Annotated in this window: 12 protein-coding genes and 2 pseudogenes; 2 read left to right on the forward strand and 12 right to left on the reverse strand. The window is 49.2% G+C overall.

Translation table 11 applies throughout. The annotated features are described in order from the left end of the window. Both ACCI49_RS04955 and ACCI49_RS04960 read left to right on the forward strand, forming a co-directional pair. Window positions 1–163, forward strand: a pseudogene (locus ACCI49_RS04955) (IS5/IS1182 family transposase); the annotation flags it as partial. Between the two features lie 180 nt (window positions 164–343). Beyond that, a pseudogene (locus tag ACCI49_RS04960) lies at window positions 344–1,144 on the forward strand (lipase family protein); the annotation flags it as partial. Window positions 1,145–1,241: 97 nt separating this feature from the next. Here ACCI49_RS04960 and tssH read toward each other — a convergent pair. The 12 genes from tssH to tssM all read right to left on the reverse strand — a co-directional run bounded on the left by tssH (window position 1,242) and on the right by tssM (window position 18,430). Next, the gene (gene tssH / locus ACCI49_RS04965; protein ID WP_371837874.1) at window positions 1,242–3,911 is read right to left on the reverse strand and encodes a type VI secretion system ATPase TssH; all 2,670 of its coding nucleotides are present in this window, start codon (window positions 3,909–3,911) and stop codon (window positions 1,242–1,244) included. A 39-nt stretch (window positions 3,912–3,950) separates the two neighbouring features. Then, entirely contained in the window at window positions 3,951–5,081 is a 1,131-nt protein-coding gene (gene tssG, locus ACCI49_RS04970; protein ID WP_371837875.1) for a type VI secretion system baseplate subunit TssG, read from the reverse strand. Next, window positions 5,045–6,874 (reverse strand): type VI secretion system baseplate subunit TssF, encoded by a 1,830-nt coding sequence (gene tssF / locus ACCI49_RS04975; RefSeq protein WP_371837876.1) that lies wholly within the window; start codon window positions 6,872–6,874, stop codon window positions 5,045–5,047. Before tssF ends, tssG begins: the two co-directional genes overlap by 37 nt. After that, a complete protein-coding gene (gene tssE, locus ACCI49_RS04980) occupies window positions 6,874–7,347 on the reverse strand; it encodes a type VI secretion system baseplate subunit TssE (protein ID WP_371837877.1) in 474 nt (157 codons plus the stop codon). Before tssE ends, tssF begins: the two co-directional genes overlap by 1 nt. A gap of 4 nt (window positions 7,348–7,351) precedes the next feature. Further along, window positions 7,352–8,839 (reverse strand): type VI secretion system contractile sheath large subunit, encoded by a 1,488-nt coding sequence (tssC, locus tag ACCI49_RS04985; RefSeq protein ID WP_371837878.1) that lies wholly within the window; start codon window positions 8,837–8,839, stop codon window positions 7,352–7,354. Window positions 8,840–8,971: 132 nt separating this feature from the next. After that, entirely contained in the window at window positions 8,972–10,459 is a 1,488-nt protein-coding gene (gene tssC, locus ACCI49_RS04990) for a type VI secretion system contractile sheath large subunit (RefSeq protein ID WP_371837879.1), read from the reverse strand. Further along, a complete protein-coding gene (gene tssB, locus ACCI49_RS04995; protein WP_020413601.1) occupies window positions 10,456–10,977 on the reverse strand; it encodes a type VI secretion system contractile sheath small subunit in 522 nt (173 codons plus the stop codon). Before tssB ends, tssC (ACCI49_RS04990) begins: the two co-directional genes overlap by 4 nt. Window positions 10,978–11,022: 45 nt before the next feature. After that, a complete protein-coding gene (gene tssA / locus ACCI49_RS05000; RefSeq protein WP_371837880.1) occupies window positions 11,023–12,321 on the reverse strand; it encodes a type VI secretion system protein TssA in 1,299 nt (432 codons plus the stop codon). Between the two features lie 186 nt (window positions 12,322–12,507). After that, window positions 12,508–13,290, reverse strand: a complete 783-nt coding sequence (locus tag ACCI49_RS05005) for a hypothetical protein (RefSeq protein WP_371837881.1) — start codon at window positions 13,288–13,290, stop codon at window positions 12,508–12,510. A 160-nt stretch (window positions 13,291–13,450) separates the two neighbouring features. Then, on the reverse strand, window positions 13,451–14,176 hold the full coding sequence (locus ACCI49_RS05010) for a SapC family protein (RefSeq protein WP_371837882.1): 726 nt from the start codon (window positions 14,174–14,176) through the stop codon (window positions 13,451–13,453). Between the two features lie 20 nt (window positions 14,177–14,196). Further along, window positions 14,197–14,874, reverse strand: a complete 678-nt coding sequence (gene tagF / locus ACCI49_RS05015) for a type VI secretion system-associated protein TagF (protein WP_371837883.1) — start codon at window positions 14,872–14,874, stop codon at window positions 14,197–14,199. A 16-nt stretch (window positions 14,875–14,890) separates the two neighbouring features. After that, complete coding sequence (gene tssM / locus ACCI49_RS05020; protein WP_371837884.1) at window positions 14,891–18,430, reverse strand: type VI secretion system membrane subunit TssM; 3,540 nt, start codon at window positions 18,428–18,430, stop codon at window positions 14,891–14,893. Between the last annotated feature and the right edge of the window lie 47 nt (window positions 18,431–18,477).

Raw genomic sequence — 18,477 nt, forward strand, 5'->3', positions numbered from 1 at the left:
CAGAGTTGAGCATGTATTTGGTTCTATGGAAAATGAACAGGGAGGAATGTTCGTTCGAACTATAGGACTTGCGCGCGCCAATGTTAAGGTTGGCATGATGAATTTGGTTTACAACATGCGTCGATTTGTCAGTTTATACAGTCGAATTGCGCCCGCAGCATGAAGAGTGGGATAAAATGGATATGAGTTTTACTTGGAATTACTATAAAACACACTAACTATCAATATTTATCGAATAAGCTCAGTTTTACAACTAAAACTCAACCATAAAATAGCACTCCAATAATTCGTAAATTTATCTCCGAATTTATAGAGATGCCCATTTGAAAGTTTCTTTCCTCAGCTAGAAAACTTTTCTCAAAATCTTCCATCTAACATACATACAATACACTGCGTTGGACATAGCCTAGGTGGGGCTCTAGCGACTCTAGCTGCGGATTGGCTCTCCTCTAACACAGGAAAAACTGTAAAGCTCTACACCTATGGAAGCCCCAGGGTTGGACTTGATCAATTCTCCAATAATTGTAAACGCCGATTAACTCCTCACAATATCTACCGAGTTTATCATCGAGCCGATGCTGTTCCTATGGTACCTACTTGGCCATTTGTTCATGTACCTAGCGGTGGAATAGGAGATTTTGAACTACCAAGCCCAAGCTATAACCCTCTTACTAATCATAGTAGCGTAACCTATATTGACTCTGTCGCACCGAATGAAACGAGCCTAGATTGGGATACTGTTAGACAAAGAAAGCCTAAAGGCAACTTGGATAAAAGTATCGAAACCTGGCTTAAATCTGATGGTATTCTCTCATTATCCATGAATACCGCTTGGATTGCCGGAGAGGCATTACTCTGGGTCTTAAAGAAGATCGGTCACTTGGCTGGGATCTCTTTGGTTGTTGCAGGGAGTACAACATTTACCATCTTAGACAGATTGGCAATATTCCTACATAACGCCTACCAAGTAAGTAAAGATATTTCCTACTGGGTAATGCGGTTAATACGTAGATTTGCTCAGTTAATCGGTATGACTATTGTGGAAGGAGTTGACATCACGGTCTCATTTATACGCATGGTGTTCTTACGTATGCACCGGGCTATCTCTGACTTAGTAATGAGAGCAGGAAGGATGATTCACTAATCTGACTTAGCAGAAGTAACTATAGCAATATGGCATTAAGTGGTACCCAGCCCAGTAGTGCAATCCAGTTGACCCCACTACTGGGCTAGTTTTCTGATTATTCTACGTTATAGGCAAAGTCACCTTCTTCAGTCGCGGAAACTTTAATTACCTTAACCTCTTCACCTTTAGCCATCTTATCCAGGCACTCACTAGCCAATTCAGGTAACAGGGTTTTATTTAAAATCACCTCAATATTACGGGCGCCAGTATCAGCTTCATGACATCGCGCTACGATATTTATAAGTACATCCTCATCATATGAGAAAGATGCTCCGTAGTGCTCACGCACTCGCTTCTCAATCTTACGCATATTGATTTTACAAATCTCAACCAGATCCTCATCATCCAGCGGGTAGTAGGCAACTACATTAGCCCGGCCGAGGAATGCCGGCTTGAATTTCTGTAGCAGATGAGGACGGATATTATCCAACAATACATCCGGTTCAGGCTTTTCCTCAACTTGGTTAAAGATAGCTCTGATAGCGTCTTCACCAGCGTTTGAAGTCATGATAATGACTGTGTTCTTAAAGTCGATATCACGACCTTCACCATCCTTAATCGTGCCTTTATCAAACAAATTGTAGAAAATATCCTGCACACCCGGATGGGCTTTTTCCATTTCATCTAGCAGGATTACTGAATAAGGCTTACGTCGTGCAGCTTCAGTGAGCACACCACCTTCTCCGTAACCAACATACCCGGGTGGAGAGCCCAGAAGCATGGAAACTTTATGCTCTTCCTTGAACTCAGCCATATTAATTGTGGTAATACTTTGCTCACCGCCAAATAGCTCATCCGCTAAAGCCAACGCAGTTTCGGTTTTACCCACACCACTGGTACCGCAGAACATAAATACCCCGACAGGCTTACGGGGATCAGTCAATCCAGCACGGGAGGTACGGATTGCCTGGGCAACGGCCTCAATTGCGTGTGGCTGTCCTATGACACGCTTATTCAGGCGGTCGGCCAGTGTCTTCACTGCAACAATTTCATCGCTCACCATTTTGCCTACCGGGATTCCAGTCCAGTTGGCAACTACCGCAGCTATTGCCTGCTCATCCACCGCAGGCTGCATGAGTGGTGTATCTCCCTGGATCGCCTCCAGATCAGAGGTAAGAGCTTTAAGTTGTTCTTGGTAGTCTGCCAACAAGGCAGCATCGGGAGCCTCTTCACTATTACCACCCTGAGTTTTTATAAACTCGGCGTCAATCAGATCACGCAGTTTCTGAATCTGCTCAATCAGCTCATTTTCCTGAGTAAGTTGCTGCTCCAGAGAGGCCTGGCGCTGCTCTTCGGCTTGCTTAAACTCTCTCAACTCAACCAATTGCTCTTCGTGCTCACCCATTGCCGCATTTTCACGTTCCAGCTTGGCCAGAGTGGTAGTAGTGCGGTTAATATTAATACGAGCATCTTCAATTGCCCCCGGTGTAGCCGACTGACTCAAAGCCACCCGAGCACAGGCGGTGTCTAACAGACTTACCGACTTATCAGGAAGCTGGCGGCCGGGAATATAGCGATGGGACAATTTCACTGATGCGATAACTGCTTCATCCAGAATACGCACTTTGTGATGCTGTTCCAGGGAAGTAGCAATACCGCGCATCATATCAATAGCATTGTTTTCATCTGGCTCTTCCACTTTTACCACTTGGAAGCGTCTGGTCAGGGCTGGGTCGCGCTCGAAATATTTTTTGTATTCCGCCCATGTGGTTGCGGCGAGAGTACGCAATTCCCCCCTGGCCAACGCAGGCTTCAGCAAGTTAGCCGCATCACCCTGTCCTTCTTTACCACCAGCACCAATCATGGTGTGGGCTTCGTCAATAAATAAAATTATTGGCGTAGCTGAAGCGCGTACTTCTTCGATAACCGATTTCAGGCGATTCTCAAATTCGCCCTTTACGCTGGCGCCCGCCTGTAGCAAGCCGAGGTCGAGTGTACGTACAGCGACACCACGCAATGGCTCTGGTACATCACCACTGGCAATGCGCAATGCAAACCCTTCCACGACGGCGGTTTTGCCGACACCGGCTTCGCCGGTAAGAATTGGGTTATTTTGCCGGCGACGGGTTAGGATATCGATACACTGACGAATCTCCTCATCTCGGCCAAGTACAGGGTCGATCTCACCCTTTTTGGCTCTTTCGGTGAGGTTAATAGTGTACTTGTCCAACGCCGGCGCCTTACTGGCTGCTGCGGCCACCGCGGCAGCTCCGTCACTACTGGCTGCCGCAGCTCCTACATGGCTGGATTCTCCGCTCTGACCAAACATCGCTCTGGCTGTTTCACGGACAGATTCCGGGGCTATATTCTTGAGTTCGGGACAAGACTCCAGGATTTGTCGGCGGGAGGTTTCTTCCAATAATAGCGCCGCCAGGAAATGTCCGGAACTGATAGCACGATGGCCATAGTCGATTGAAGCAAGCATCCAAGCATTTTTACCTGACTCTACAATAGTCGGAGACAGCGCCGGTGGGCGGCTGCTTCCAGAGCGGAACCCAGCAATTGCCGTTGCCAACTGTTTGGCGAAATTAGCTGGGTTACAATCATGTTTTTCCAGCAGGTGATACAAGTCTGTATCAGACTGGTCCAACAATTTGAGTAGCCAGTGCTCTAACTCTACATTGTACTGGTTCTGTGCCAGGCACAGACCGGCAGCCCCCTCAAGAGAGTCACGCATGTGCGGTGTCATGGTATCCACTAACCGCTTCAGATCAATATTAATCACGGCGTAAAGGTCCTTTTAAAAATTATTGTTAAATATTACTTATGCTGCTGGTAAAGCTTCATCGGGCGATAAATTTTCAGCACTTAGCGTAATCTGTACTGGATCTACAGCTTCCTGCTCACTGGCCATATGAGTATTCCATCCCAGCAGGGGCTCATATTCAGATTTCCGATTTAACTGTACCGGTGACACCTGCTTGGAAGGCAGTGATACGGAAAGTTCAAAATCCATTTCAATACCCGCGCTAAACTTAATAAACGCTTTTAATGCTTCCAATTTCTGGGTTCCAGGGGCAATTGTCATAAATTGCTCATAGGCCATTGGTTCTATAATCACCCGGAATTTATTCTGTGCCTGGAAGCAATGAGTCCCCAGGATCGTGTTGGTACCAAGGCAATTATTCACTCCATCAGGAGCCTCATCACACGGGAGCCTACAGAGAATATCTTTGGGTAACTCATCCCATTGTCCCTGGAACTGCTCAATACTCACGATAAGATTAAAGTAGTGCTTGATCATACTGGTCAGAGCTGCCGCAGAGCAGCGCTCCTGACCAAGGTGGCCGGCCATTCCCAACATTGCCTCATCAGGTATAGGCATCCGGTAACGCATTTCACTCGTGCCGAGTCCAGCCAGGGAAGCAATAGCTTGGGTGAAAAGATCAGGCTCACGCTCATTGCGCAGACGCTGCCGTTCATAATTCACTGGAAGTTGATATTTGTACCAAGCTTGGTAGAGCAGTGACACATGGCGATGGTTGAACATATCGAGAAAATCACGTAGAGCCGTGTTATTTTCCCTCAGCTCTTTTTGCACAAGCTCAGTCAGGTAGTACGGCAAAACCCCCTGACTACCGATCAAACCGGTAAACCCAACCTCCATATGCCATTGGCTGACATCGGCGTCCTGCCCTTGGCCACCAACGGACTGTTTTTTCTCAAGGCGTAAAACGTCTGAGCCAACAAATGAAAGCCCCGATTGAGCGCTAAAGCGAACCAATTCTTTGGATGGTGGTGCGGCTCCAGCAATAGGCTCGTTGCAGAACCCGCCATCCGACATTGACACTGCCCGCTCTACCAGACGTACAGCCTGGAAAAAGTCGAAATTGTAGGGTTCTCGGCGCAGCCGCTCTATTACAGTAAAGCTTTTTCGCCGGCGCGAGGTGGCCATCTTTTCAAGTCTCCATCTCTGCCACTCATAGTGGCAATCAATTTGGTAAATGAATTAATAGAGCAATAGAGTCCTAAAAAGCGCTCAATAATACTGGCAAATAAGAGTGGGCTTGTACCAGTAAGCATCATCGAATCGAGTTCTATTTCCACTTCAGTACCCCGGCACAAAACTACACTCTGATCGATCTGTATCGGTGCGGTAACAGGCTTGGTTTGCAATTTAAGCAAGGACTCAATTAAGTTACGCGTGCTGGCAGAATCGCGAAAATCATATAGTCTGAATATCTCCTTGAGGGCGTCGCAACCCTGATCACCTGATAGTGAAAGATGATTCAAGTTCAGGTGCGAAATTAATCGCCAGAAACCACGCTCCCTTCTCGGAGGTCTCAATGTCGCTGTTGGCGCAACCACACTGGAAATACGACTGGCTGGAACATCTCCATCCACCACCTCAAGATAAGGTTGCGAATTCCCACTGGGTAGTTTTTTTGGCAAATTGCGATTACAGCAAGTTAGCTTAATATCCAGCGTCTGGTCACTGATTCTGTGTGGATTAAAATCGAGATCTACCAGGCTGATATCAACCTCTGAAGCCTGTTCATTGCGATGCTCACCTTCAATAACATCTCTGCGCTGGCTGTACCAGAATGCCGATTGCTCCGCATGATGCTGACTATGCTTAATGCCATAAAATGGCCGGTAATTGGTCGTTTCTCCATCACCATCTGTCGCAGCCACCTCGTCAATGGAATAAATCTCCAAGCCATCACTGCGGCGAGCATCGGGCACAATATGATAATTATATTGAGTGTGACTCAAGGGGATTGGATCAGCACTCTGACTAAATAAGTTGATTACCGGAGTGCAGCCAAGGGCAAACATACTGGGAACCAGTTGTTTTTCCAATTCTTCATGGGTTTCAGAAAGATAGAAATAGAGATTTAGAGTATCCCCATAGCTCTCATTCAGAGCATTCTGCAAATTGGCAATATCCAGAAATAGAAATTTTTCCGGAAAAGCAAAATATTCTGTCAGTAGCCGATAGCCAATAAATGCTGTATCGGGGTAAGGCAACAACCCCTGATCTTCGTCCAGTCCTACCTGTTTGATATCATCAGGAGATAGAAACGTTGGTTTAGGGTCACTCTCACCATTGGCTACTACCAACTTTACACATTTTGTCAGCAACAAATCGTAAAGAGCATATACATGCGTAGCTTGACCGCGCAGGAAAAAACGCAAATTTTCCGGCGTCATTCCTGCAAAACTTAAATCCGGGCTCAAAGCTTTTAAGGACAATTTAAGAACCGCATTTGCCCCTTGGATATCATTACAACCAGGTGCAATAAAGGGCCTGGGCATCAGACTAGCGCTCACGGGCTGAAATGGACTGATATCTACCGGATAATTAGTAGTAAAGCGACAGGTCTGTCCTTGAAAGCTTTCACTTTCCAATAAAGTACCAGCTGCCACCGGAGTGATAGCATCAAGATCTGCATCCGGCTCAAACTGTACAATAGCGCAGGAGGGAATTGGCCTTAGATAATGCGGATAAAGGGTTTCGAGCATAGCATCTGTCAGCTCAGGAAAATCATCGCTGAGTTTCTGCTGTACCCTCGCATTCATATAAGCGAAACCCGATAGCAAGCGTCCCACGAGAGGGTCGTCAACTGTTTCCGCATCCAATTGTAATCGCGAGGCCGCTGCGGGATGCATCCGAGCAAATTCAGCAGAAGTTTGCTGAATGAAGGCTAATTCGCGCTCATAGAGATCGATTAATTTTTCACTCATTACAAAATCTCAGACACGTCTACCAGTTGGGTCACAGGGTTCAGGGCCGAATCAAACACAATCACTTCTGCCGCCGGGTTCACATGCAATACAGCTTCGACTCGAAAACGAATACTCGGATCCTCTACATCAACCTTTTCCTGGGTTGTGACTTTTACCGAGCGAATTCTTGGCTCAAAATTTAGGATTGTTTTTTCTATATCCCGGCAAAACTGTTTCCTGCTGCCCAATGAAGATAAATTTACTGTGGATAAATCCGGGAGACCATAATTAATATTTGAGTGCTCAAGATTATCCAGTCCATCAGGAGCAGAAATACAGCGATAGCGCGTATTAAATAGGTACTCGAGATCGCGTCGCACTCCCTCACGTAATTGCCTCAGAACCTGATGGGATTGATGTATATCCATTCTGCTAGAAGAATCCAGCAGTCTGTCCAGAACCGGTGCCAGCAGGCGCTTTTCCTTTGCCATAAACCTAAGTGCCTCCTACACCTATGGTCGCCAAGGCCGTAGTCAGCTTCAGTTCAGAAACCAAATGATCAACGGTATAATGACTTTTCAAGTGGATAACACTTTGATAGCTACCTGCCTTGCCAGGCTCATCAACCACCCTGACTCGTGCCTCGCGCAATGGATAGCGCGCAAGCATCTCCCACGAAAGATCGTCACGGCCAGTCGTATAACGATCGAGCCACTGTTGTAACTGGCGTTCACAGTCAGCGGCATTCATATAGGCACCAACCTTATCCCTGATCATTACCTTGATATAATGTGCAAAGCGGGACGCACAAAGAATCTGCTGTAACATGGAACTGATACGCGCATTCGCTGTGGCGGCTTTCGAGGTGTATTGCTTAGCCTTTTGTAGAGACGGCACACTATTAAATGCGCTGTAAGGGGTATCATAACAGTGGCTCAAGCAGGCAAATCCCAGCTCAGACAAATCCCGTTCAGCAAAATCTGTAACCAGAATCGAGGTGGACATACGCACCATGGAAGGATTGCTATCTGGTCTATAGGGTATTTTCGGCAACTGGGTTACCAGACCGCCACCCAGGTGATCGCGGGCTACGCCACGAATATGGGAAAACCATCCCACCTCACTAAATTCACGCAGTAGTACAGCGCCCAGGGCAAAACAGGCATTACCCCATAAATAGTGTCGGTTGTGAGAAGCATTGACCTGCTCCTGGAATCTCAATCCACGATAGCGAGAAAATTCAACATTGTAGGGCTCACGCATAAGCACATACGGCAGGGTAACCGCGACGAAGCGGCTATCTTCCAGGTCGCGCAAACTGTTCCAGCGAATATACTCTTTCTGACGAAAAACTTCGGAAAACTGAATTGGTTTTGCCAAGTCATCGAAATGGTCAATACCAAATAGGTATGGAGTGGCCGCGCAAATAAAAGGAGCAAAAGCGGCTGCTGCTGTATGCGCTATTCCCTGCAGAGTAAACACATCATCGTAGGGGTGGCCCGGCATTGGTCGATGACAGATATAGTAATCGCCCAGTAGCAATCCAAATGGCTCGCCACCCGGAGTACCAAATTCCTCGTTGTAAACCAGGTGAAACAGACCGGACTGATCAAAATCCGGAGCTCTTTCCATATCTTTGCTTAAATCCCGCCAGTTGGCATCCAGCAGTTTGATCTTGATATTGTCCGAGTGAGGCGTATTAAAAACCAGCATGGACAAACCACGCCAACTTGCTTCAAGTTGCTGAAAGCGAGGGTGGTGTATGATCCGGTTTACCTGATCACAAATAAGCTCATCCAGCTCCATAATCATGCGGCTGAGATATTGGCGAACAGAAAAATTATCCTTCTTTGAGCAGGGGCAAATTTCAGTTAGCCAATATTCAAAGGCAAACAGCTCATCCGGCTCGCGTAAAAAGCGCCGAAGTTCGCTCTGCTCTCCCTTGGCCAACTTTTCCGGTAGTACGTCTAGATGATCTTCCATTATCTGGTCATGTGTTGCGCAAGGCACCGGAAAACTCCCACAAGCATTGTTCCTGAGAGACTCGATAGAATCCTAGCCTTGAGCAAGGCCCTTTGAAGAGGTGGCCCGCCTCAAACAGGCGGGCCTGTGGCATTATCCAGCGGACGGGATATTCGCCACCATACGCATGGATGTAGTCAGCTCTTCCATCTGCAGCCAAGGCTTCAAATAAGCAACTGCACTGTAGCAGCCAGGCTGTCCTGGAATTTCCTTCACTTCCACACGGGCCTCAGAGAGCGGGTACTTCGCCTTCATTTCCGGGCTCGCGTCCGGGTTGGAGTTGGTGTATTGGGAAATCCACTTGTTCAACCAGCGCTCACAGTCACTGGCTTCCATGAAAGAACCCACCTTGTCCCGGGCCATTACTTTTAGGTAATGGGCGATACGAGAAGTGGCCATCAGATAAGGCAAACGCGCGGAAATAGCTGCGTTTGCAGTTGCATCTGGGTCATCATAAGTCTTGGCTTTCTGTGCGCTCTGAGAACCGAAAAATACGGAATAATCAGTATTTTTATAATGGCATAGCGGCAGGAAGCCCTGAGCACTGAGTTCCGCTTCACGGCGGTCTGTAATACCGATTTCAGTAGGGCATTTCTGGTCAAGATCGCCGTCATCACTTTTAAACACGTGTGAGGGCAGACCTTCTACCTTACCACCACCCTCTGCACCGCGAATTGCAGTACACCAGGAGTTTTCAGCGAAAGCTTTGGTCATGGTGGTACCCATAACATAAGAAGCATTCATCCAGCAGTACTGGTCGTGCTCAGCAGGGCGGGAAACACCGGATTCATCAACTTCAAATTCCTCGAAGTCAAAAGCTTCGATGGGCTTGGTGTTGGCACCATAAGGGGTACGAGCCAGGGTGCGCGGCATTACCAAAGTCACGAAACGGGAATCATCACTGTCGCGGAAGCTGCGCCACTTGATGTATTCAGCTGACTCAAAAATACCGCCGAGATCGCGGGGCTTGGACAACTCGGTGTAATCATCAAAGCCGAACATACCGGAACCGGCTGCGGAGATAAACGGACAGAAGCCCGCTGCAGCAACATTCGACATCTTGCTCAGCAGCTCGATATCTTCTGGGTGGCTGGTAAATTCGAAATCACCAATCATGCAGCCATAGGGCTCACCACCAGCAGTGCCAAACTCTTCTTCATAGATTTTCTTGAAGGTCTGGCTCTGGTCAAACTCAACGGCTTTGTCCAGGTCACGGAACAGTTCACGCTTGCTCAGGTTGAGCATGCGGATCTTCATGGTTGCCCCGGTTTCAGAGTTCATCACCAAGTGGTTGAGCCCACGCCAAGAGCCTTCCAGCTTTTGAAATTTTTCATCGTGCAGGATAGCGGACAGCTGCTTGGACATAGCCTGGTCAATCGCGCTAACCGCAGTTTTAATGGTCTGAGTCAGGTTGCGGTCCCAGGTAACAGTACCTTTCAGGACCTGTTCAGTGAGGTTTGCAATCAGGTCTTGCGCTTCTTGAGGCTCAGTTTGCTTGGTTGCGGCAATCGCCTGGTCCAACAGGCTGGAAGATTGTTCCTCAGCTTCGCTTTCCGCTACATTTTCTACTTCTGTGCTCATTCTGAGTCCTCTCCTTTATCCTTGTTCAGGCCCAGCTGCTCGGAAATAGCGCCTACGTTTTCCGTGCTCTTCAGAATATCTTCCAGAACTTTCTCCAGCTCTTCTGAACGGTCAGCCTTGCTCAATAGGTCACGCAATTTACTGCGCGCCTCCAAAAGCTGCTTGAGCGGCTCAACCTGATCCACAATCTGCTCTGGGGAAAAGTCGTCCATTTGTCTGAAATCGAGATCGACGGCCATTTTACTGCCGTCACCTGACAGGGTGTTCTCCACCTGTAGGTTCAACTTCGGGTTTACCTTGGTCATTACATCGTTGAAATTGTCACGATCGATTTGAACGAATTTGCGATCTTTCAACGCCTTGCGATTTTCAGTGTTATCACCTGAATAATCGCCCATAACGCCCGCCACGAAAGGAAGCTCCTTTTTGACTTCTGCGCCATTGGTTTCTACATCATAGGTAATATGCACACGCGGCTTGCGCACACGCTTTAGTTTGTTGTGGATGCTCTCAGACATCTCAGGTCTCCTTTCCTAGATTTAAGGACTGCTATTCTCAATTAACTACCAACCTGTGTTGGCTTCTTCTTGTGGTTGACCGCCCCATGCATCATCGGAAGCAGGCTCAGAAGCCGCAGCTGCAGGCTCAGATGGCACCGGCGCAGACGGAGGGGTGCCGCTCGATACCGGTGGCGCCACATAACGCTGAGTATCGGTGCCATCCAGGCGCACTCCTGTGAGCTGGGAATAGAGCGCTCGGGACTGCTCGTCCGGCAGCAACTCTGTCATCAATTCTGAAACCGTCATACGCCCCCAGCCAATCAGTCGTTCCAGGCCTGGTGCCAGCGGAGTATGGGGCTCGTAAGTCCTGAAATACTTGGCGGCCTGCTCTAGCAGGCGAAGTGCATCCTCACGCGAGGACACAGGCCCTGTTGGAGCCACGATAGCATTGGCAACCAATGTGGCCGCAACATTTGGGACAGCATCATCTGAGACAGCCTCAGCTGATTCTGACTCATCACCTTGAGTCGTTGTTGCTTCAGCCTGAGCGGCAATCGATTCCAACTGGGTTTTATAGATAAATCTGGCTGTGCGCAGCACCTCATCCAAAAGAGAGGAAATATTGGTCGAAGGAGGGGCATCATGGCCGCAACTCTTACGCAGCGCATCGTTAATATTTTTGTAGTGGGCAATGCTGGACTCTATTGTCTCAATCAGGTTCTGTGACCACTCGTTACTCGCACTGTTTACACATTGATTGACGTCCTCAAAACTATAACCCAAGGTTTCAATTCGTGCGGCTTTAGCATCGTCATCAGCAATGCGATCGGCATCTCGCGCCTGCTGGTGCTGGAAGAAGGAGAAATCTCCATAGTCGCCCTCGGGTGTAACCGGAGCACTGCGAATAGGCATCATCAAGGTGCCATCGCCGCCATCACCGTTGAGGCCCGTGAGGGGTGCCACTTTGGTTTCAATGCCATCTTCATCGGGCAGTGGGTACAATCCGTCCCAAAAATCTTCAACGAACTGATCAATCAACTGTAAGCCATCCCGGAGGCCGGCAAAGCCATGCAGGCGAATAAGCGCCTCGGTATACCAGCTGGCGACCTCCAGGTCCTTGCTTTTCTTGGTAAGAATCTTTTCCGCGGACTTGGCCACGTCTCGCCAGGGCGCCAACAAATCAGTGTCCGTTTCATCGAACATCGCCGAGCGCTCAGCCGCCCGAGCACTATTTCGCGCATCCTTGATGGAATAATAATCTGAGGTGGGCGAACGGTCCTCCCGTATGTCCTCTCCCACAGGGCTTTCTGGAGAGATCGGGGCAACAAGCTCTTCGATATTTATCGTATTTGGGAATGCCATGAATTAAATCCCTTGTACCAAATCCATTCCTTCAATAAGAATCTCGAGAAGAGTACACGTTGTAAAGATCTAATCAAGGCAAATGACACGATGAACCAACATTACCCTAAAAAAAGTGCATGAAGCACAAAGCTGTGCAAATTATTTTTGTTATATTTTTAATATCTAGGATTTTATTTAGGGCTATTACACGGCGATTACAGCTGAGCTCTTGTTTTCCGCGACTTCCTCTCCCATTGGCAAATACTTAAAAGTTGCCACTATCTGAATAAATTCGATTTTAGCCTGTTGAATACTTTGTGAATCGGTCCAGAGAAACGCTGTATAAAAACATTGCGCACTTTGTGAAAATGCCACTAAATATTGAATCGATTCTCGACCGATACTTGCACACATTTCATACACAATAACACTCTGCCAAGGCCATTCGATGGCCTCAGGGCCACGTAAAATTTCTCCATTGGTGACCTTCCCGAGACATTGCTTCATTTGCGCCTCTCCGTAGTCGGCAAGCGTAAGTCCAGAGGGAAGTTCAGAGCGATCCTGAGCCAAAACAATCAGGTAGCGATTGGCTTCTACATTACCAGCCTGGATTATCGCACTGGGATTCAGGTTATCGCACGAACGCCAGCCACGCGGTGCGCTTATGGTGATACGAGGATCTACACTGCTAAGCTTACCCAGCACAATGGGCAATTCCGACTCTCCTCTCTCGCTGGAGGTCTTAGTGCAATGTAAAAGCTCAGCACCCAAATACAATTGGGAGTGCCAGCCAGAGTTCCACAACTTCTGTATAAATCGGCTGGCTTCTACCCTATCATTGGTTTTTTTCAACTGGGACCTGGAACTGGCCAACAGAGCCTTTATCTGACTGAAACTGAAATGAAACTCACTACCCAGCGCAGCGATCGCACGACGCCGCTCAAAATATCCTCTGATTTCTCCGGTAAATACTACAAAGTAAGACATACCTTTAACCTTTGCTTCCTGCAGCGATTGATGGGTAAGCAACTTCTAGGCTAATCCAAGTTGCCCTGCCTGCAAGCGGTATCACCTCAACGGCTACACCAACTATATTTCCTTTGTTTGCCAGCTCGACCAGCCTGCCCTAAATATTTAACTCGCCCGCTTAGTGAAGTGAGCGCGCGTGATATTTCTTGAACAACTGGCTCAGATTCCCCGATTGCCTCAGGGAAAAGATATGCGCATAGATAATCGATAAATAGCCGCGTTCACGCAGAACCAGGAAGTCACTCCTGCTCAATGCATCCAGACGCTTCTCGGAAACACAGAAAACCCCAGTCAGTTGATGCTTTGTATTGTGGGGCAGATCCACCAGAACCACTTGTTCCTGCAATAGCTCCATCTGCATCAGGTGGCGAACAAACTCCCTGCTCTGTATCTTCTGCTGATAAATCTTTTCTAGCAGACTTCTGGCTTCCACTAGACGTTGGCTTGGGTCCCCGTTTTTTTCAAAGAGTTTGTACCCAACCCCGTTGACCGCTGTCAGTGACAATGCAGAGGGATCAACACAGACAATAGCATTGGAAGGGCTACTGTCTTTACAATACAAATAGAAAGGATACGCCCTCAGAGTTGCCGGTATATATTCCCCCTGCCACTTACCTTCCCGCCAAAACAGATTCTTGCCAGGTTTGATCCCCAGCATGGCGCAGCTTTCCAGCGGCTCCCCATCTTTGGACCTGGCAAAGACAATTGGGCAGTCCCGTGCCACTGCATGGAATTCGGTGGGGTACACAGGGCAGAGATGCCGGTTATCGCTGTGAGAAATATCTCCCACTACAACACTGTGCCGGCGGTGTTTGTTTTTGTCCAATACAACAAATTGTTTCACGCAGTGTTTCCCTTCACTTCTTACATCGCCACTTGCCGCTGCCTTGCGCCCAGCATGGAACAGTAGAACTCAGGGCTTGGCAGTGACGGACATAACAGACTGGTCGGTGCTAGATGCTGTGACCCTTCACACCACCACAGGCTGTAACTGGCAAAGCTTTTTTTACATAACTGTCCTAACAGCCCCGCGTAACTACTCTCAATACCCGATGCATCACCACTGGATACATAAAAGTCTGATTGAGGCCCGGGTAAAATCGCCGTATATAACCCCGTAGGAACTGGTGCAAAAGCCTCAGATAGCTGATCGACATGCAGCATATTTTGCAGAGCGCCGATCGCCAGTTCAGAGAGTCCCTGAAACCAGTCTTTTTCATGCGCCATGAAGGTAAATGCATCGGTAGCTGCGGGCAACGGTGCCGTGATAGTTAGCGGAAAGTAACGGCCAACGCTATCCACACTGGGAACCAGTATCCCCGCCCAGGCGCTTTCATCAATCATCCCCTTACCATGCACAAAGCGCCAGACCGGGCTGGTTAAATAATAATCCAGCCACTCATTGCCCATAATCTCTCGGGAGCCATGTACAGTGCGTTGCAGCCATTCATCCCACACACTGACAAAGCTGGCGGGTAACTGGCGTTGGATAAAATCCCCATGCCCCGGCAGCTTGCCAAAAATACCTATAGAGTTTTGCAAATTACTCTCTCTCTGCTCACAGAGTCTCTGGACACCTGTACCCACGTAGCAGGCTGCGATCAAACGGATTATTTACATTGGAGGCGATCAGCCTGAACTGTGCTTTGCGTCCCTCCTCGGAAAAGGTCACCAATCGCTCAGCATTACTGCGGCCAGATTCCACATCAGAACTGGCGAGAAGACGGTACCATGCCCAGTCCCCTTCAAAATGTTTGCGGTGCACAGTTTCATTCAGGTCTTCAAAAATAATCCGCGCCCTGTTGCTCTCACCACCGCGCCAAGTGAGTTTCTTACTGGTCTTGGGCCCATGGGAATAGGGAACCCGCTGGTCTCCCAACTCCAGCTCAAACAATCTCACACTGGAATCCAGCTTGGTTGGCTCAATGCGAAACGAATAGGATGCGTTTGCTCCTGCAGCGAAGAAGGTCTTGCGGATTTTTTCCGCACGGCGCAACTGAGACAGAGTCTCTTGGGACAAGCTCATGCCCTGCCCCTCCACATATTTCACTTTCCAGTTTCTGGTGTCGACAAATGGCTTCAGGTATTCATCGACAAACTTCTGCTGAATACCGCCCGGTTTGAAGTATTGGTTAAACTCCATCACCGGCACTTCCTGATCGCGGTCGCTGCGCAACGGGTAGCGATTGGCCAGGGTATTGGTATAACTGAGATAGACCTGCTCGCGCCATACCCGGTTGAGATGGCCTTTCGCCTTGCTCATCACCAGTGCCCAGGTGCCGTCAGCAATATCTGTCAGCCACCTATCAAAGGGAGCTGGCGCATTGGCCGCTTTAACCCTCAGCTGCTTGATAGCGTCACCGCCCCCTGCAAAACGACCCTTGGCGCTAGCAAAAGCGGCCTCATTGGAATCGGGTGCACTATCAATCTCAGTCAGGTACTCCTGAATCTTGTTGATGGTGACAAGGTACTCCTGAATCCTCGCCGGCCTGCCCTTTTCACTTTGGGTAATGCGCTGCACCTCTTCAAAACGCACATCGACAATATTGGGCTTGTAGTGATCTTTCAGCGCACCTGCAGCACTATCCAGCGCAGCGCCCCCGAGCCTGCGAGTAGTGCTGGATACCGGCAGCGGCACGCCTTTAGCATCTACGGGCAGTTCAGGGCGAGGGGTCAGGCGAGTGTTATCCGCGGTGATTTCTGTCACGGCCAGTAGTGGTGAATAGATGGGATCAGATAATGTCGAGAGAACCTCCAGAGCCTGGGAGGTACTGTTAAATCTGCGGATACTGAAACCGCCGAGGAAAGACTGCCACTGTTGCAGATATTCACTCAGATAAATACGCTTCACATCCTCGCCAAGTTTCGCGCGATCTGCCTCGGTAAAGTCCTCACCAGTGAGATCGCCACCATAAATCCAGCGCTCCTCGGCCATGTTTGTCATCAGCTGGGAAGCGGCCCCGAAGTCCATTTCCTTGTATCCGGCTTTGGTATACAAGAAGGGGATACTGAATCGTGGATCGTTAGCTGCTACACCAAAAACCTGCTGGGTATCACCTCCAATCTCCTGATAAAGATCTACCGAGGTCTGACCCAGATCGCTATTTTGTAGCTGGGCGAAAAGACGCTGCGGTACCGGGATACGTCGCAGCTGCTGGCGCGCACGCGCCACTACCCGATCATTCTGCTGGACACTTGCGGGAATCGCTTGGGCTAACAACTGGTCGAGGTGATAGCGCAAATTCTCCTGCTCACCAGCCTCCCCCGGCAACTGTCGCTCCCAGCGTGAATTGTAGTAACCCTCAACACTGGCAATATCGAGCTTGTCCGGGTTAAAGAACATCAAGTAAGTTTTCAGCGTACTGACCAGAGCCGGGTCATCACTGCCCAAGCGGCTGAGGTTACTCTCAATATCGCGCAACAGTGCCGGCAGGAAAACAGTTTCCAATTTATGACGGTAGAGCTGGTCTACCGCCTGGTCGATGCGTTTGTCATACAAACCCAGGTTAGATATCCAGGGGTGCTCTTCGCGATCGTACACTGAGGTTGCCCGGCGCAGGGGCTCAAGCATTTTCAAGGTATTTGCTGGCGTGGGCCGTTTACCCTTGAGCTCATCCTCAGCCTGTTGATAGGCAGCTAGGCTGTCATTAACCTCCCCCATAGACAGCTTATTTGACGCAAGACTGCCGCTCCAAAGGAAAATCGAGCCCACGAATACCGCCGCCAGCGTGGCATACACCCCTCTGCGCAGCCACTGATTGGCTGTTTCTACCCTGCGGTTAACGCCAACCAGCTCCGCCTCTGGAAAAATAACATCCTTGAGTAAGCGGTGTAGGAAAAAGCTCTTCCCCGCCCCTTGGAATTTGTGCGCAACACTGCGCTCAAGACCAAAGTCTGCGGTGACCGAAGCCATCATTCTGTCTACCGGGCTACCCTCTTGGGTACCACTGGTAAAGTAAATGCCCCTTACCATTGGCACAGTTTCGTAGCGGTTTGGCTCGAAGGATTGCTTGATAAAGTCGGCCAGAATACCTGCGAGATTTTCCATTCGAGCAGGGAAACCCTGCAATAAAGCGCGCTTCTCTACATTGCGCTCCTGGTGCACCCGCCACAAAACGCGCTGATTCAGGCGCTCTATCAACTGGTTGAATTCCGCCTTGAAGTTATCCAAAGGCGCACCGATCGTAGCATTGGTTTCGCGTGGGAAACTCACGCCCCAAACCTGCTCACGCTCAGCTTGGGACAGGTTATCAAAGAACTCACTAAAGCCCGCCACCAGGTCACACTTGGTGAAGGTGAGATAGATAGGAAAGCGAATGCCCAATTCCTGCTGCAGTTCATTTACGCGTTGGCGAATTGTTTTTGCCTGATGCTGGCGCTGCTCCTCAGTTTGCACCATCAAATCCTGCAAACTGATAGCAACCATGGCGCCGTTGATCGGGCGGCGGCGGCGATAGCGCTTCAATAACCCCAGGAAAGCTTTCCATGCACTGTTGTCATATACCCTGTGGCTATCTTGAGTGGTATAGCGGCCCGCGGTATCTATCAGCACCGCATCATTGGTAAACCACCAATCGCAGTTGCGCGTACCGCCAACCCCACCCAAAGCCTCTTTCCCGTGACTTTGCGCAAGGGGGAACTCCAAGCCGGAATTCACCAGAGCCGTGGTTTTACCACATCCGGGCGGACCAATAATGATGTACCAGGGCAACTGATATAGAGATATCTTACCTTTGTCTGACTTGAAGCGGGCGTTGCGCAACACTTCCATAGCTTCACGGAAACGCCCAGACAGTGCATCCAGTTCCTCGCGGGAGTGCTCCTCATCCGGATCCTGTGCTGCCTCCTGAGACTCTTCAATGCCCTTAATTAATGCCTGATTCTGGCGGCGCTCCACCAACCACTGGCTCAAGTTCCACACCAGCCAGAGGGCGAAAATAAATACGATTATTGTGATACGAATAGTTGGCGAAAGAGTGGCGTTTTCACTGCCAAATTTGATGTAATCCGCCCCAAACCAAATAAGCACAGAGAGTGCTGACAGTCCGATCAGTCCTAGCACCCATTTATTGGTAAAAAAGTCGCGCAAGCGTTTCATGAATAGCTCCATCTCCCCGGGGCTTTGCCGCGCCGGATCGGTTCAGT

The sequence above is a fragment of the Microbulbifer epialgicus genome (genome assembly GCF_041447265.1).
GTDB classification, from domain to species: domain Bacteria; phylum Pseudomonadota; class Gammaproteobacteria; order Pseudomonadales; family Cellvibrionaceae; genus Microbulbifer; species Microbulbifer epialgicus.

Bases quoted from the DNA above. Each gene is read 5' to 3' on its own strand.
- tssM (WP_371837884.1), bottom strand. From the start codon at position 18,430: ATGAAACGCTTGCGCGACTTTTTTACCAATAAATGGGTGCTAGGACTG.
- tssA (WP_371837880.1), bottom strand. From the start codon at position 12,321: ATGGCATTCCCAAATACGATAAATATCGAAGAGCTTGTTGCCCCGATC.
- tssB (WP_020413601.1), bottom strand. From the start codon at position 10,977: ATGTCTGAGAGCATCCACAACAAACTAAAGCGTGTGCGCAAGCCGCGT.
- tssF (WP_371837876.1), bottom strand. From the start codon at position 6,874: ATGAGTGAAAAATTAATCGATCTCTATGAGCGCGAATTAGCCTTCATT.
- tssE (WP_371837877.1), bottom strand. From the start codon at position 7,347: ATGGCAAAGGAAAAGCGCCTGCTGGCACCGGTTCTGGACAGACTGCTG.
- tssG (WP_371837875.1), bottom strand. From the start codon at position 5,081: ATGGCCACCTCGCGCCGGCGAAAAAGCTTTACTGTAATAGAGCGGCTG.
- tssC (WP_371837878.1), bottom strand. From the start codon at position 8,839: ATGGAAGATCATCTAGACGTACTACCGGAAAAGTTGGCCAAGGGAGAG.
- ACCI49_RS05005 (WP_371837881.1), bottom strand. From the start codon at position 13,290: ATGTCTTACTTTGTAGTATTTACCGGAGAAATCAGAGGATATTTTGAG.
- tssC (WP_371837879.1), bottom strand. From the start codon at position 10,459: ATGAGCACAGAAGTAGAAAATGTAGCGGAAAGCGAAGCTGAGGAACAA.